The organism is Sphingomonas sp. MS122 (assembly GCF_049532975.1).
Taxonomy (GTDB): domain Bacteria; phylum Pseudomonadota; class Alphaproteobacteria; order Sphingomonadales; family Sphingomonadaceae; genus Sphingomonas.
Genome location: NZ_CP186695.1, coordinates 2295275 through 2309453, shown reverse-complemented (window position 1 = coordinate 2309453; position 14179 = coordinate 2295275). Strand labels below are relative to the sequence as shown.

The following is a 14179-nucleotide window of genomic DNA, read 5'->3' as shown; positions in this document are numbered from 1 at the left end:
GGTCGGCACCTAACCACTCGCTAACCTCGCCGCGGCTATTGCAGCCGGCGTGACGAGCCAGACCACCTCCCAATTCGCGAAGCCGCGCATTGACGTGCGTGCGCTGCTCGGCCTGTACGACCCGGCGGATACCACCGACTGGGGCCCGATTCGTGCGGCTCAGATGAATGCCGGCAGCCAGCTCGCGCTGTTCATGCTCGCCGCCAACGTGATCGGCGCCGCGCTGATTACGCTCGCCTTCGCCCCGACCGTGCCGCTGTGGCAGCTCGCCAGCTGGAGCGCGCTGGTCGCCGCGGTCGGCGCCGCGGTCGCCTTTCGCCGCCTCGCCGTACGCCACCGCACCGAACGTACCGCCACGATCAAGGACGTGCGCGAGACGGTGCTCGACGGCATCGCGCTCGGCGCCGTGTGGTCGATCGCGCCCTTGCTCTTCGGTCCCTCGGCCAGCGCCGAGGCCGCCGCCGCATTGTGGATCATCGTGTCGATCTTGATGGCCGCGTCCGCCGTCGCGATGGCGGCGCTGCCGCTCGCGACGATCGCGTTCCTTGCGGTGCTGGGCGGATCCGCTGCGATCTCGCTCGCGCTCACCACCTCGCCCGCGCTCGGCGCGGCATCCCTGGTGTTCACCGCGCTGCTCAGCATCGGCTGCTTCACCCGCGGCAAGGCGCTGGTCGTGATCCGCGCCAGCGAGATCGCACTGGCCGAGCGTGACGAGACGGTGAGCCTGCTGCTCCGCGAGTTCGAGGACAAGGGCTCCGACTGGCTGTGGGAGACCGACGCACAGCGCCGCGTCGTCCGCGCCAATCCGCGCTTCGCCGTCTCGCTCGGCGTCGATCCCAAGGCGATCAACGGCATGCCCTTCCTCCAGGTGCTCGCCGGCACCGCCTGGGAGTCGGGCAATTTCGCGCAGGGCCTGCGCGAGATGGCCGAACGTCTCAAGAAGCGCGAGCCGTTCCGCGACCTGCTGCTCCCCGTCTATGTCGACGGCGTCGAGCGCTGGTGGGAGATGACCGGCTCGCCGCGCTTCAACGAGGAAGGCGGCTTCCTCGGTTTCCGCGGGGTCGGATCCGACGTCACCGAGGCCCGCGAATCCGCCAACAAGATCAGCCGCATGGCGCGCTTCGACACGCTCACCGGCCTGCCCAACCGCCTGCTCATCAACGAGACGTTGGCGCTGGCCATGGGCGAGGCCGAGAAATGGGGATCGCGCTGCGCCTTCATGATGATCGACCTCGACCGGTTCAAGGCGGTCAACGATACGCTCGGCCATCCGGTCGGCGACCGGCTGCTGATGCGCGTGTCCGAGCGGCTCAAGCAGCTGATGACCACCAACGACGTGATCGGGCGGCTGGGCGGCGACGAGTTCGCGGTGGTCGTCCGCGACGCGACCGACAGCGCCGCGGTCGAGCGGCTCGCCCATACGATCATCGGCGTGCTGTCGCAGCCCTACGAAGTCGACCAGCACACCCTCTATATCGGCGCCAGCGTCGGCCTCGCCATCGGCCCGCGCGACGGCCGCACCGCGGAGATGCTGATCCGCTCCGCCGACCTCGCGCTCTACCGCTCAAAGGATGCCGGGGGCGGCGTCTTCCACGCCTATGAGCCCGAGCTCCACGTCCAGGCCGAGGAGCGGCGCGTGCTCGAGATGGCGCTGCGTGCCGCGCTCGAGAATGACGAGTTCCACTTGCTCTACCAGCCCGTGGTCCGGGCCGGCAGCGGCGCGCTGATGGGATTCGAGGCGCTGCTGCGCTGGACTCACCCCGAATTCGGCAACATCTCCCCCGCCAAGTTCGTGCCCCTCGCCGAGGAAGCGCGCCTGATCGCTCCGATCGGCGAGTGGGTCCTGCGCGCGGCCTGTGTCGAGGCCGTGCGGTGGGACGATCCGATCCGCATCGCAGTCAACGTCAGCCCAGAGCAGCTCCACAACCCGGGCTTCGCCTCATTCGTCGCCGCGGCGTTGCGCGACAGCGGCCTGCGCCCCGACCGGCTCGAGCTCGAAGTCACCGAAAGCGTGTTCATGCGCGAGGGTACCGCCGCTGTACGCACGCTCGAGGCGATCCTCGACATGGGCGTGCGGCTCAGCCTCGACGATTTCGGCACCGGCTATTCCTCGCTCGGCTATTTGAGCCGCACGCGCTTCTCCTCGATCAAGGTCGACCGCAGCTTCATCCAGGGCGCGTCGAAGGGCAGCAAGGAAGCGATCGCGATCATCCGCGCGGTCGTCGCGCTCGCCGACAGCCTCGGCATGGCCACCACGGCGGAAGGCGTCGAGACCGAGGACGAGCACCGCATGGTCCAGGCGCTTGGCTGCACCAAGGTGCAGGGCTATTATTTCGGCCGCCCGCTCCCCGTCGTCGAAGCGCGCAGCCTGGCCACGCGCGATAGCCAAGGCGGCGCCAGCGTCGCGGCCTGACGCGCAGCGTGGGGCCACGCTCGTCGAAGACAAGTTGCATTTGCGACAAGCGCTTGCCACGCTGCCTTCCCTGCAGGGGAGATGATTATGCGGCTTGTCCTGATCGCCATATTGCTCGCATCCGCCGCCTCCGGATCAGTCTGCGCGCATGACGCGCCGGCGCCCGCTCAGGCGTCGAAACCCGTTCCCAAGGAAGAACTGCTCAAGCCGCCGGCCGACGCCGTCCACTATGTCGTCGTGTCGGAGGCCGGCAAGCATGGCGACCAGTGGCGCTGGCAGCTGCCCGACGGCCGCACCGCCTATCGCTGGTCGCAGGAACTGCGCGGCTGGATCACCGAGATGGATCAGGTCACCACCCTCGCCCCCGACGGCACCATCCGGGCGCTGACGGTGCGCGGCGTGACCATGTCGGGCGACGCCGCCGAGGCGTTCCGTGTCGAGAACGGGCGCGCGATATGGAAGACCGCGACCGATTCGGGCGAAGCCCCCGCCGGCGGCTGGTACATCCCGGCGGGCGGCGTCGGCATCGCCGGCGCGCCGCTGATCGAGAAGCTCGCCGCGGCGGGCGATGCCGGCGTCGCCTTCCTGCCGAGCGGCAAAGGCCGCATGACCTTCGGCGAGACGCTGACCATCCAGGGTCCCGCGGGGCCCAAAAAGGTCCAGCTCGCCTTCATCAAGGGCATGCTGCCCTCGCCCGTCCCCGTGTGGCTCGACGAAGACAGGCGCTACTTCGCCAGCATCAGCTACATCTCGGTGCTTCCCGCCGGCTATGAGGGGGCGCTCAAACAGCTTCGCGACGCGCAGGAGGCGGCGACCGCGGCGGAGGTCAAGCGCGTCGCCCAGCGCTTCCTGAGCCCGGCGGCGCGCGCGCCGGTGCTGTTCGACCATGTCCGGCTGTTCGATGCCGACCAGGGCGTCTTTCTCGCTGACCGCGCGGTGCTCGCGCGCGACGGCAAGATCGTCGCGATCGGCGCCGCTGGCTCGGTCAAGGCGCCCGCCGGCACGCGCACCATCGACGGCCGCGACAAGACGCTGGTGCCCGGCATCTGGGACAGCCATCTGCACATCGGCGACGATTGGGACGTGCTCGCCAACGTCGCCAACGGCATCACCAGCTTCCGCAGCCCGGGTACCACCTTCGACCGCGCGGTCGACGCGACGAAGCGCCGCGCCGCGGGCACCTTGCTGATGGGCGAGCCCTTCATCTCCGCGATCATCGACAAGAAGGACCCGCTCGCCGCGCAGGGCGCCGAAGTCGTCAGCAGCGAGGCGGAGGCGATCGCGGCCGTCCGCAAGATCAAGGGCGCCGGCCTCTGGGGCGTCAAATTCTACACCTCGATGGACCCCGCCTGGATCGCGCCCGCCGCGGCCGAAGCGCATCGCCTCGGCCTCCACGTCCACGGCCATGTCCCGGCGACGATGAAGCCGAGCGAGGCCGTCGCCGCGGGCTATGACGAGCTCACCCATCTCAACTTCGTCGTGATGGAAGCGATGCCCAAGGCGGTGATCGACAAGGCCAATACCCGCCAGCGGATGGAGGGCCCGGCGCGCTACTTCAAGGACGTCGACCTCGACGGCCCGCTGATGACCGGCTTCGTCGCCGACCTCGCGAAGCGCAAGACCATCGTCGATCCCACCATCGTCATCTTCGAGGGCTTCCTGACGCAGGAGGGCGGCAAGCCGCACCCGGCCTATGCGCCGTATATGGGCATCATCTCGCCGGTGATCGAACGCTCGGTCTTCACCAGCGGCGGCTATCCGCTGGTCGAGGGACTGACCCGCGACGACTACCGCAAGAGCTATGCGAAGATGGTCCAGCTGGTCGGCAAGCTGCACAAGGCCGGCGTACCGATCGTCGCCGGCACCGACGGCTGGGGCATCGAGCTGATCCGCGAGCTCGAAATCTACCAGCAGGCCGGCTTCACTCCTGCACAGGCGCTGCAGAGCGCCACCATCCTGCCCGCGCGCGTGGTCGGCGCCGACCAGCGCACCGGCTCGATCACGGTCGGCAAGGAGGCGGACATGGTGCTGGTCGACGGCGATCCTTCGAGCGAACTCGGCGCGCTCCGCCGCGTCGTCACCGTCGTCAGCGACGGCTATGTGATGGACGGCGACGCGCTGCGCGAGGCGGCCGGTTTCAGCGGGCGGCCCAAGTAGCGGCAGCCGCTGAAGCCGTCAGCAGCTAGATCTTTCCCGGATTCTTCCGGGCCAGAAGCCGATCCAAGACCGATCGCGCATGCCGGAGTCGCGCGGGCATGGGCGCATTGCTGAACCGTCCCGGGCCGATCGCCGTTGCGCGTTGCCTCGAGAGGCCGGACTGCCGTGGCGGATCGAGCAACAGGGTCAGCAAGGTGAGGAACGACCTGAACCCAGGCCTGCGCAACTGGACGATGCGGCGCTGAAGCTGAAACCGGGTCCATCCCGGGCGATGCGGCTGGGGCATCGGCACACCGAACAGCAGTTCGAGCGTGGCCAGCTGCACGTCGAGCGCATTTCGCGGATAGCCTCGGGGAAAATGTGCTGCGAGCCGCGCCCAGTCGATACCGACTGGCGTCCGCGCGAGTTCGGCTATGTCGAGCAGATGCCTGAGATCGATGAGACCGCGCCAGTAATCGCGTTCTTGCAGCTGATCGTGCAGGATCAGGATCAGTGCCTGCGACGTCGGCGACGGAAGCCAGGCTCTTGCTCCTCCCAGTGTCACCTCGACGCAGTCGCGGACCAGGTCCTCGAAATCGAAGCCGGGATATCGGCTTTTGGTCCGGCAATGCAGATCGACCATCCCCACATCCTGCTCACGGTAGAGGTTCAGGGGGACGAGGGGAGAGTCTTCGTGCCGATATATGCGATAACCGATTGCCTCGAGGTTCTGCCGGGCACTCGCCATCGAACGCGCCGGAACCATGATGTCGAGGTCGGACAGGATGCGTGCGCCATAGTCGGGTCCTGCGGTATTGAGCAGCGCCGTTCCCTTGAGCAAGACCGGCTGGATACCGGCAGCATTCAGCGATGTCGTCGCCTCTTCGAGTTGCGTTTTGAGCCGGGCGTTTCGTTCCAGCGCCCGCCGGTGAATGACTTCGAGAAACGCCTGCACCTCTTCCGGAGGGCCGTCTCCGATCCGCGCGGCCAGGACACCGGTAACCAGCGCCTGGTTCGCCGTCGTGAGGAGCTTCAGCCAGTCGGCATCCTGCGGTGCCTCGCCGACCAGGCAGGCGAGCAATGTCGCGAGCGGCTCGGCGTCAATCCTCGGCACAGAGCACCGACAGCGCTTCGATCGCGGCATCCAGGTCCGAATAGATCAGGTCGAAACAGCGCGCCCGCTCGACCAGCGCAATCAGCGTGCGCATTTCCTCCAGGGTCGCGGCACCTGCGGCGGAATGTGCCTCGTCCATCAGCCGCACGAGCGCCGCAACGGGATCGATCTTGCGAAGTTCAGGCCTTGCGCCGGCAACCCTTCGCAGGTGCACGATCCATCCCGCATTCATCCAGACGATGGGCGGGGGCTGGGTCAGGCAAAGATAGCGCACCGCGACATCGTCGAGCCGCATATGGGTGGGCAACGCCGCGATATCCGCGCAAAAGCGGCGCAGAAGCGCCCATCCACCGTCCTTGATGGCGGGCGCGAAGGGCACACCCTGCACCCGGCCGTCGCGACCCAACAGGCTTATGTCGTCCGAGACGTAGTCGAAGCCCGATCGCGAGAGCGCAACGGTGAGCGTCGTCTTGCCCGCCCCTGGCGGTCCGCCGAGCAGCAGGGCGCGATCGCGATGCGCGAGGCAAGCGGTATGCAATGCGATGTTTGGCGGCGCTGCCGCGAGGATATCCTCGACGAGAAGGCCCTTGATGAATGGCGCCGCCTGGCTGGCGCCGATCACCGAAGCCGATCCGCCGTTGCAGGACACGAAGGTCAATCCATCCGCATCGGCGATGTCTATGCACGTTGCCGGCTTGCTGATCGGGTGCGCCAGATGCGAGAATATCGGCGATATCCGCATATATTGCTCGGCGCCTGCATAATGGATCGCGGCATCCACGCCGGCGACATGGATGCATTGCTTCCAGGACCCGGGAGCATCGGACGGAGACATGGTCGCATCGACGACATTCTGCGCTGACCATTGGCAAAGCAGCTCCATCACAGTGCCATTCGCCGCCTCGCCATCAAATCCGTCGCGCGCCAGCGCCGCTGCCAATGCGGCAAATGTGCTCCCTTCGCGCAGCATCGATGCCAGCAGCGCGGCCGTCCCGTTGAGTTCGTAGAGCTTCTCGCCCCGGGCGGAGAAGAGCGCCTGCCGCCCGCCGACCAAAAGCGGATGAACACCCTCCGAAAGCTTGAGGGAGATCGGTTCGGAAACGTCCGCCGCAGCGAATTGGAATGAACCAGCTTCCATGTCGTTTCTGACCCGGCACCAATATCGGCATGATGACAATACGACCGAGCGCGTCAAGTTTCCGACGGCGCGTAATATATCTTTCGATATAATCGTATGTATTCGAGTCGGTCGTGCCGTGTTACGACTTCCGTTCACAATATTGATGAGATGTGTGCTGCAATATAACTAAAGTTAGCGTCACACACATAAGAGGTAACTCATTTTTCCATCAACCTTGCGAAGATCAACTGCAATATGTTCTAGCCGCGGTGACGGAGAGGATTCCGGAATGGAAAATTCGAACGAAGAGCTCGCGACGAGCAATGACGACCGTCGAGACTTTCTGAAATCGTGCGGCCGCTTCGCCTTGACGGTCCCGCCGGTGATGACCGTGCTTTTGTCGACATCGCTCAGCTCGCCCGCGATCGCCAAATCGACCGGCGGCGGTGGCCGCGGCAATAATGGCGTCGGAAACGGTCCCGATCCTCAGCCTCCCGGAAATCCGCCGATTAACGACGGCCCGGGCACCCGCCCCGGCAGCCCCGGCAATCGCGGCGGCCCGAAGCAGGTCTGAGTCGTGGTGACGAGCTAGTCGCTTGAGCGGTCTTGCGGTCGGCGAACGACCCTGATCGCCGGAAGCAAAAAAGGCCGGGGCTTCCACCCCGGCCTCCTGAAATCCGCAACCGTATCGAAGCTTACTTCGAACGCTCGACCTGGTCGAAGTCCAGCTCCACCGGGGTCGCTCGACCAAAGATCGACACGCTGACCTTGACCTTCGACTTGTCGAAGTCGAGCTCCTCGACCACGCCGTTGAAGCTCGCGAACGGGCCTTCCAGCACCTTGACCGCGTCGCCGATCTCGTAGTCGACCTTGATCTGCGTCTTGGGCGCGGCGGCGGCTTCCTCCTTGGTGTTGAGGATGCGTGCGGCCTCGGCCTCGCTGATCGGCTGGGGCTTGCCCGAGCTGCCGAGGAAGCCGGTCACCTTGGGCGTGTTCTTGACGAGGTGATAGACGTCGTCGTTCATCGCCAGCTTGGCGAGGACATAGCCGGGGAAGAATTTCCGCTCCGACTGCACCTTCTTGCCGCGGCGCACCTCGGTCACGGTCTCGACCGGCACCTCGACCGCCTCGACCAGCGCGTCGAGGCCAAGCCGCGTCGCATCGGCCAGGATCTGGTCCCGCACCTTGTTCTCGAAGCCCGAATAGGCGTGAATGATGTACCAGCGCGCCATTGTCGTTCCGTTCTTTGGCTCTGTTATGCGGCAAGGCCGAGGAGGAAGTTCACGATCGCGCCGAACAGCCGGTCGACCCCGAAGAAGAAGATGCCGAGCAGCGACGCCATGATCAGCACCATCACCGCGGTCATGATGGTCTCGCGGCGCGTCGGCCAGACGACCTTGCGGGTCTCTGCCTGCACCTGGCGCATGAATTCGAGCGGACTGGTCTTGGCCACCTGTTGCCTCGCAAATTGGTTGCCCGATCGCGGGACAGGTTCCGCCGCCCGGCTCCTCCTCGAGGAACCCGGCGAGACCCACCCACGCTGTCGGATTGGGGCCGGTATCTAGCGACTTGCCCGGCACGGGGCAAGGGCTGATGCGCGCGGCGGGTGCCGGGATCCCCCAGCACCGGACGGTACGGCCGGCACGAACGGCCGCACGCAACAAAAAATGGCGGCCGAAGCCGCCATTTTCCGTAATCTGTGGCGATGATCGCCGGACAGCTTAGGGGCTGTCGGGATCGTCGTCGCTAATGATGTCGATCGCGCCGGTGACCTCGAGGACCACGAGCACGGCGACGATGCCGCCGATGATGAACAGCGGGCTGATGGCACCAGCAGCTTCGTTCGAGTTGGACGTCGCGGTCGCGGCGCGGACGTTCTTCAGGCTGAGCGACTGCGCCGCCGAAGCGTGAGCGACACCGCTCAGCGCCATCGTCGAAGCTGCCACGGTAAGGGCAATCTTCTTGAACACGTTACTTCCCCTTCGATTTGCGCAAAGGCATCGAAGAGATAGGCGCCCCCATCCGATTTCGCAAGTGCAATAATTCGCTGCAGGGCAGGAAAATCACGGAAATCGTAACGAAAATTTCACATTCCGGGTTGCACGCGGGAGCGCAAATCGCTGCATGCGCGTTAACCTGGATTAGATCAGCGCGACCACCGCGAAGCCGCCGATCAGCGCCGCCAGCACGATCCAGCCGATCAGGTTGAGACGCTCCTCGATCACCTTCTGCACCGGCGCGCCGAACTTCTTGAGCAGGAACGCGACCAGGAAGAAGCGCGCGCCGCGGGTGATCGCAGCGGTGACGACGAAGATCGCGAAGTTGAACTCGGCGAGACCGCTGGCGATGGTGACGAGCTTGAACGGGATCGGGGTCAGCCCCTTGATCAGGATGATCGCCGCGCCCCATTCGGCATACCATTGGCGGAACTGGTCCATCTTGCCGGCGAGGCCGTAGATGCTGATCAGCCACTGGCCGACGCTCTCGTAGAGGAAATAGCCGATCGCATAGCCGAACATGCCGCCGAGGATGGAAGAGATCGTGCAGATCGTCGCGATCCAGTACGCCTTTTCGCGCCGCGCCAGGATCATCGGCACCAGCATCACGTCGGGCGGGATCGGGAAGAAGCTCGATTCGGCGAACGACACCGCGGCCATGTAGCGGTCGGCATGGCGGTGACCGGCAAGCCTCAGCGTCCAGTCGTACAACGCGCGGAACATGCGGGGGACACCTTAGGCGAGGATGGCAGGGGAGCTCGGATTCGAACCGAGGGCCTTCGGTTTTGGAGACCGACGCTCTAACCAGCTGAGCTACACCCCTGTGCGGTGCAGCGCTTTAGCCGCGCTTCCCGGGCGGGGCAAGGGGCCGTATCACGCCTTCATGCTTGCCTTTCACGCATGCGGGCGCTATGCGCGCCGCCTTCCAGAGCGACAGCGTTGGAAATCTGCGGGAGCCCCGGATTCTATCCGGGGCGCATGAACCGCTAAACTTGAACCGGCCGGGGCGACCTGGCCAGCTAGAGAGTGAAACATGGCTAAGAAGATCACGGGCTATATCAAGCTCCAGGTGCCTGCGGGCGCCGCCAATCCGTCGCCGCCGATCGGCCCTGCTCTGGGTCAGCGCGGCGTCAATATCATGGAATTCTGTAAGGCGTTCAACGCGGCGACCGATGGCCAGGAGAAGGGCACCCCCCTCCCCACCATCATCACCGTCTATGCCGACCGCAGCTTCTCGTTCGAGACGAAGCAGCCGCCGGCGACCTACCTCATCAAGAAGGCCGCGAACCTCAAGTCGGGCTCGAAGGAGCCGGGCAAGGTGAAGGCGGGCACGATCAAGCGCTCGGCGCTGTCGGCCATCGCCGAGACCAAGATGAAGGATCTGAACGCGAACGACATCGACGCCGCGACTCGCATCCTTGAAGGCAGCGCCCGCTCGATGGGCCTCGAAGTGGTGGAGGGCTGATCACATGGCGAAGCTGACGAAGAAGGCGCAGGCCATGGCGACCGCGGTCGACCGCGAGAAGCTGTACACCGTCGACGAGGCGATCGCGCTGGCCAAGACCAACGCCACCGCCAAGTTCGACGAGACGATCGAGGTCGCGCTGAACCTCGGCGTCGATCCGCGTCACGCCGACCAGATGGTCCGCGGCGTGGTGACTTTGCCCAAGGGCACCGGCAAGACCGTGCGCGTGGGCGTGTTCGCCAAGGGCGCCAAGGCTGACGAAGCCAGGGAAGCCGGCGCGGACGTCGTGGGCGCCGAAGACCTGCTCGAGATCGTGCAGGGCGGCAAGATCGACTTCGACCGCTGCATCGCGACCCCGGACATGATGGGCCTGGTCGGCCGCCTCGGCAAGGTGCTGGGCCCCAAGGGCCTGATGCCGAACCCGAAGCTCGGCACCGTCACCATGAATGTCGCCGAAGCGGTCAAGGCCGCCAAGGGCGGTCAGGTCGAGTATCGCGTCGAGAAGGCCGGCATCATCCACTCGGGCATCGGCAAGGCGTCGTTCCCGGCGGAGGACCTGCGCGCGAACTTCGACGCGCTGGTCGATGCGGTGGTCAAGGCCAAGCCCGCGGGCGCCAAGGGCAAGTATCTGCGCAAGGTCGCGGTCTCGTCCTCGATGGGCCCGGGGGTGAAGGTCGACGTCGCCGACGTGTCGACGATCTGATCCTCGCCTCGCGCGAAACGAAGGGGGCCGGGCGCAAGTCCGGCCCTTTTTCGTTGCGTCGCGTTGCGGCCTGACCCGTGCTACTCCGGCATGGCCTCCCCTTCGCGCGTCCAGCCATGCGCGCCGACCAGCGGGACGAAGCGCACCGCGCCCAGATCCTCGGACTCGAAGCTGCCCGCCGTCGCCCGCGTCACGCGCATCAGGCGCTGTTCCTCGATGTCTCCCACCGGCATCACCAGCCGCCCGCCGATCGCAAGCTGACGGCACAGCGGCGCGGGGAGTTCGGGCCCGCCCGCGGCGACCAGAATCGCATCGAACGGCGCGCGTTCGGGCCAGCCGGCGGTGCCGTCAGCCGTGCGGATCGCGACATTGTCATAGCCGAGCCGTACCATCCGCCCGAGCGCTAAGGCGGTAAGCTCGGCATGCCGATCGATCGCGCAGACCTGGCCGGCGATCCGGCTCATCACCGCCGCCGCATAGCCCGAGCCCAGCCCGATTTCGAGCACGCGATCCGTTGACCCGATCCGGGCCGCCTCGATCATCAACGCAACGATATAGGGCTGGGAGATGGTCTGCCCGGCCTCGATCGGCAGCGGCGAATCCTCATAGGCGAATTCACGCACGGCGTCGGGCACGAACGCCTCGCGCGGCACCTTGTGCATCGCATCCAGCAGCGCCGCGTCGGAAATGCCGCGCCCGGCGATCTGCTGTTCGACCATCGTCTCGCGCTGCGCCTCGGTCGCAGTCATCGCGCATCGCCGGGCACTCACGCCCGCTCCTTCTCCTCGAACAGCGCGCGAAGCTCGTCCTTGGCTTTCTCGAGCCTGTCCCGATCCGCCTTCGACAGATTGTCGCCCGCGCGATTGATGTAGAAGGTCAGCATCCCCATCGCCGATTGCAGCACCGTTCCCTTGCGGCGCGTGCTGTGCTCGGCCGAGCGTTTGAGCGATTTGGCGATCTCGCCGGGATCGTTCTTGGTGAACACGCCCGCCTCCAGGTCGAGCGCGTCCGAATGCTCGGTCACCTCCTGCGACCATTTCTCCTTTGGCATCGGCTGGGTCCTCAGGCGTTGCCGCGCTTGCGCCGCGTCTCCCAGCCCTTCTTCGCCGCGGCCGAACGACTCGCCGTGCTCTGGCTCGACCCGCCCCTGCGGCCGCCCTTGCGCGCACTTTCGTGGGTGTCCTTCCTGCCGCGGCCCGATCCGGACTTGTTGCCGCCGCCCGATTCCTTGTTCACCGTGGCCCAGGCGCGGCGCTCGGCTTCCTTGCTGGAAACGCCGCGATCCTCGTAACCTTCCTCGATATGCTCGGCCTTGCGCTTCTGCTTGTCGGTGTACTTGTCCTTGTCGCCCTGGGGCATGATCCGTCTCCACACGCCGCCCCGCACCCGCAAGAAACGAGCGGCGGCGGGCGAGGTTCAACCGCCGCCCTCGCCAACCGCAGCAAAATGCGCTAGAGGGCCGCGCTTACCCGCGCCGGGCCCCGTTGGCCGCGCGACGACACGTGAGCTGCATGACCTTTACCAACCTCCCCACCAGCCTCGCCGAGGCGCTGGCCGCGCGCGGCTATTCCGACCTGACTCCGGTGCAGGCGGCCGTCACCGAAGACGCCGCCAGAGACCGCGACCTGCTCGTTTCCGCCCAGACCGGCTCGGGCAAGACCGTCGCCTTCGGCCTCGCCATGGCCGACGAGCTGCTCGAGGACGGCGCCCTTCCCGCTCCGGGGCTGCCCCTCGCCCTCGTCATCGCACCGACCCGCGAGCTGGCGTTGCAGGTCGCCAAGGAGCTGACCTGGCTCTATGCCGCAGCCGGCGCGCGAGTCGCCACCTGCGTAGGCGGCATGGATCCGTCGCGCGAGCGCCGCACCCTCAGTCACGGAACGCACATCGTCGTCGGCACGCCCGGCCGCCTGCGCGACCATGTCGAGCGCGGCGCACTCGATCTGTCGCAGGCGCGCGTCGCCGTGCTCGACGAGGCCGACGAGATGCTCGACATGGGCTTTCGCGAGGAGCTCGAAGCGCTGCTCGACGCGACCCCGGCCGAGCGCCGCACGCTGCTCTTCTCGGCGACGATGCCCAAGCCGATCGTCGCGCTTGCCAAGCGCTATCAGCGCGACGCGCACCGCATCTCGACCGTCGGCGAGGAACGCGGCCATGGCGACATCAGCTATCAGGCGATCGCCGTCGCCCCCGCCGATATCGAGCATGCGGTGATCAACCTGCTGCGCTTCCACGAGGCAGAGACCGCGATCCTGTTCTGCGCGACGCGCGACAATGTCCGCCACCTCCATGCGGGGCTGACCGAGCGCGGGTTCGCCGCCGTCGCCCTGTCTGGCGAGCATAGCCAGAACGAGCGCAACGCCGCGCTGCAGGCGTTGCGCGACCGCCGCGCGCGCGTGTGCGTCGCCACCGACGTTGCCGCGCGCGGCATCGACCTGCCCACTGTTACGCTCGTCATCCATGTCGAGCTGCCGCGCGACGCCGAGACGCTCCAGCACCGCTCCGGCCGCACCGGCCGTGCGGGGAAGAAGGGCACCGCTGTGCTCATCGTTCCCTATCCGCGCCGACGCCGGGTCGAGATGACGCTCAAGCAGGCGCGAATCGCCGCGGAATGGCTGCCGGTGCCGAGCGTCGAGGATATCCGCGCCAAGGACCGCGAGCGGCTGATGGCCAAGCTCACCGCGACGATCGAGATCGAGGACGATGATCGCGAGATCGCCGAGGCGCTGCTCGCCGAAAAGTCACCGCTCGAGATCGCCGCCGCGCTGGTCCAGGCGTACCGCGCGTCGATGCCCGCTCCCGAGGAGCTGATCGACCGCAGCCCGGCCGAGCAGCGCGGCGTCGTCCACCGCCCCGGTTTCGACGACGTCGTGTGGTTCCGCATGAATATCGGCCGCCGCCAGAATGCCGATCCGCGCTGGATCCTGCCGCTGATCTGCCGCCGCGGGCACGTCACCAAGTCCGAGATCGGCGCGATCCGCATCGGCGCCGGCGAGACTCGCTTCCAGGTGCCGCGCACGCTCGCCGATCGCTTCGCCAAGGCGGTCGCCAAGTCCGCCGCGCAGGACGAGGACGGCGTGCTCATCGAACTCGCCGACGGCCCGCCCCCGCCCGGCACGCGCGGCGATCACGCGCCACGCCATCACAAGCCACGTAGCCACGACCGGGCGGTCCATCGCGCGCATCCGGCCAAGGCGCATCGCGGCAAGCCGCCGAGGAACAAGGGCTGAGTTC

15 protein-coding genes and 1 tRNA gene are annotated in these 14179 nt (G+C 66.8%); 6 read left to right on the top strand and 10 right to left on the bottom strand.

Translation table 11 applies throughout. The annotated features are described in order from the left end of the window. Window positions 1-49 precede the first annotated feature (49 nt). Window positions 50-2413, top strand: a complete 2364-nt coding sequence (locus ACO227_RS11075; RefSeq protein WP_423601902.1) for a putative bifunctional diguanylate cyclase/phosphodiesterase — start codon at window positions 50-52, stop codon at window positions 2411-2413. Window positions 2414-2500: 87 nt separating this feature from the next. Further along, entirely contained in the window at window positions 2501-4570 is a 2070-nt protein-coding gene (locus ACO227_RS11070; protein WP_423601901.1) for an amidohydrolase family protein, read from the top strand. A gap of 25 nt (window positions 4571-4595) precedes the next feature. On the opposite strand, the gene ACO227_RS11065 is transcribed toward ACO227_RS11070, so the two are convergent. Together ACO227_RS11065 and ACO227_RS11060 are read right to left on the bottom strand one after the other, a co-directional pair. After that, window positions 4596-5663, bottom strand: a complete 1068-nt coding sequence (locus ACO227_RS11065; protein WP_423601900.1) for a nucleotidyltransferase domain-containing protein — start codon at window positions 5661-5663, stop codon at window positions 4596-4598. Then, the gene (locus ACO227_RS11060; protein ID WP_423601899.1) at window positions 5650-6801 is read right to left on the bottom strand and encodes a hypothetical protein; all 1152 of its coding nucleotides are present in this window, start codon (window positions 6799-6801) and stop codon (window positions 5650-5652) included. Before ACO227_RS11060 ends, ACO227_RS11065 begins: the two co-directional genes overlap by 14 nt. A gap of 271 nt (window positions 6802-7072) precedes the next feature. Between ACO227_RS11060 and ACO227_RS11055 the strand changes: the two genes are divergently transcribed. After that, window positions 7073-7357 carry a hypothetical protein gene (locus tag ACO227_RS11055; protein ID WP_423601898.1) on the top strand — a complete coding sequence of 95 codons (285 nt, stop codon included), beginning with the start codon at window positions 7073-7075 and terminating at the stop codon, window positions 7355-7357. 121 nt (window positions 7358-7478) lie between these two features. Here ACO227_RS11055 and nusG read toward each other — a convergent pair whose 3' ends face one another. The 5 genes from nusG to ACO227_RS11030 all read right to left on the bottom strand — a co-directional run bounded on the left by nusG (window position 7479) and on the right by ACO227_RS11030 (window position 9603). Further along, window positions 7479-8015, bottom strand: coding sequence for a transcription termination/antitermination protein NusG (gene nusG / locus ACO227_RS11050; protein ID WP_265118828.1), 537 nt, complete (start codon window positions 8013-8015; stop codon window positions 7479-7481). Between the two features lie 23 nt (window positions 8016-8038). Next, window positions 8039-8236 carry a preprotein translocase subunit SecE gene (gene secE / locus ACO227_RS11045; RefSeq protein ID WP_265118829.1) on the bottom strand — a complete coding sequence of 66 codons (198 nt, stop codon included), beginning with the start codon at window positions 8234-8236 and terminating at the stop codon, window positions 8039-8041. 268 nt (window positions 8237-8504) lie between these two features. Further along, a complete protein-coding gene (locus ACO227_RS11040; protein WP_423601897.1) occupies window positions 8505-8753 on the bottom strand; it encodes a hypothetical protein in 249 nt (82 codons plus the stop codon). A 171-nt stretch (window positions 8754-8924) separates the two neighbouring features. Continuing rightward, on the bottom strand, window positions 8925-9503 hold the full coding sequence (locus tag ACO227_RS11035; RefSeq protein WP_423601896.1) for a YqaA family protein: 579 nt from the start codon (window positions 9501-9503) through the stop codon (window positions 8925-8927). Window positions 9504-9526: 23 nt separating this feature from the next. Beyond that, window positions 9527-9603 (bottom strand) — tRNA-Trp (locus ACO227_RS11030). A 210-nt stretch (window positions 9604-9813) separates the two neighbouring features. Here ACO227_RS11030 and rplK point away from each other — a divergent pair. Together rplK and rplA are read left to right on the top strand one after the other, a co-directional pair. Beyond that, entirely contained in the window at window positions 9814-10245 is a 432-nt protein-coding gene (gene rplK, locus ACO227_RS11025; protein WP_265118833.1) for a 50S ribosomal protein L11, read from the top strand. A gap of 4 nt (window positions 10246-10249) precedes the next feature. After that, window positions 10250-10948: a 50S ribosomal protein L1 gene (gene rplA, locus ACO227_RS11020; RefSeq protein WP_423601895.1), complete on the top strand. Its 699-nt coding sequence runs from the start codon at window positions 10250-10252 to the stop codon at window positions 10946-10948. Window positions 10949-11028: 80 nt separating this feature from the next. Here rplA and ACO227_RS11015 read toward each other — a convergent pair whose 3' ends face one another. The 3 genes from ACO227_RS11015 to ACO227_RS11005 are packed head-to-tail and all read right to left on the bottom strand — an operon-like array spanning window position 11029 to window position 12307. Continuing rightward, window positions 11029-11697 carry a protein-L-isoaspartate(D-aspartate) O-methyltransferase gene (locus tag ACO227_RS11015; protein ID WP_423601894.1) on the bottom strand — a complete coding sequence of 223 codons (669 nt, stop codon included), beginning with the start codon at window positions 11695-11697 and terminating at the stop codon, window positions 11029-11031. A gap of 17 nt (window positions 11698-11714) precedes the next feature. Then, window positions 11715-11999, bottom strand: coding sequence for a DUF3175 domain-containing protein (locus ACO227_RS11010; protein WP_423601893.1), 285 nt, complete (start codon window positions 11997-11999; stop codon window positions 11715-11717). A gap of 11 nt (window positions 12000-12010) precedes the next feature. After that, the gene (locus ACO227_RS11005) at window positions 12011-12307 is read right to left on the bottom strand and encodes a plasmid stabilization protein (RefSeq protein WP_423601892.1); all 297 of its coding nucleotides are present in this window, start codon (window positions 12305-12307) and stop codon (window positions 12011-12013) included. 152 nt (window positions 12308-12459) lie between these two features. On the opposite strand from ACO227_RS11005, the gene ACO227_RS11000 reads away from it, so the two are divergent. Beyond that, complete coding sequence (locus ACO227_RS11000) at window positions 12460-14175, top strand: DEAD/DEAH box helicase (protein WP_423601891.1); 1716 nt, start codon at window positions 12460-12462, stop codon at window positions 14173-14175. Window positions 14176-14179: the final 4 nt, after the last annotated feature.